2 protein-coding genes are annotated in these 651 nt (G+C 57.9%); both read left to right on the forward strand.

The window, feature by feature from the left end; genetic code table 11:
* A partial coding sequence (locus CSC66_RS17235; protein ID WP_238394454.1) for a hypothetical protein occupies nt 1–200 on the forward strand: 200 nt, incomplete at its 5' end.
* Nucleotides 197–580 (forward strand): hypothetical protein, encoded by a 384-nt coding sequence (locus CSC66_RS17240; protein WP_162378637.1) that lies wholly within the window; start codon nt 197–199, stop codon nt 578–580. The genes CSC66_RS17235 and CSC66_RS17240, both read left to right, overlap by 4 nt.
* Nucleotides 581–651: the final 71 nt, after the last annotated feature.

Raw genomic sequence — 651 nt, forward strand, 5'->3', positions numbered from 1 at the left:
AGTACAAGCTCAACGAAGAGACGCTGATGCAGGTCGATGGCGCCGGGGCGGGCCAGCTCACCCGCGGTGACGTCAACATCATGGCCGACAAGTCCATTCCCTTTCACGTGCTCAAGAAAGTCATGGCGACGTGCAGCGACACGCGCTTCGCCAAGATCTCGCTGGCCGTGATCGAGAAGGAAGGGGCCGAAGCGCTATGAGCATGTTCGTGCTCTCAGCCGAAGGCTGGGCCTTCAACGAGGCCGCCGATCGCCGCTTCCGTCGCATCTCGACGGTGGTGGGCATCATCTTCGTGATCCTGGCGGTCATCATTCCGTTCCTCGAACTGCTGGGCGTACAGGAAGGCGGCGGTGAAACCACCGACACCACGTACGTGAACATCCTTCCGGATGCCGAGATCGCGGAACAGGTCGAGGAGCCCAAGCCGGCAGAAGAAGAAAAGCCCGAGCCGGAGCCAGTCAAGGAGGTCAAGAAGCCAAAAAAAAGCAAAAATCTAACACATGTGCCTGTCGAAGCCGACTTAAGACGATCTCATCACATGGTTCTACCAGACTACCTATTGCGTATCTCGGTTCTCTGACGCGTCAGACGCCCAGCGTACAGCACCCGTCCTGCAGCGAGACGCGTTAATAATGCCGAATAATGACGACG

This window comes from Pseudoxanthomonas kaohsiungensis, assembly GCF_010211765.1.
GTDB classification, from domain to species: Bacteria; Pseudomonadota; Gammaproteobacteria; order Xanthomonadales; family Xanthomonadaceae; genus Pseudoxanthomonas; species Pseudoxanthomonas kaohsiungensis.

Excerpts from the sequence above, each read along its gene's own strand:
- CSC66_RS17240 (WP_162378637.1), top strand. The coding sequence starts at position 197 with ATGAGCATGTTCGTGCTCTCAGCCGAAGGCTGGGCCTTCAACGAGGCC.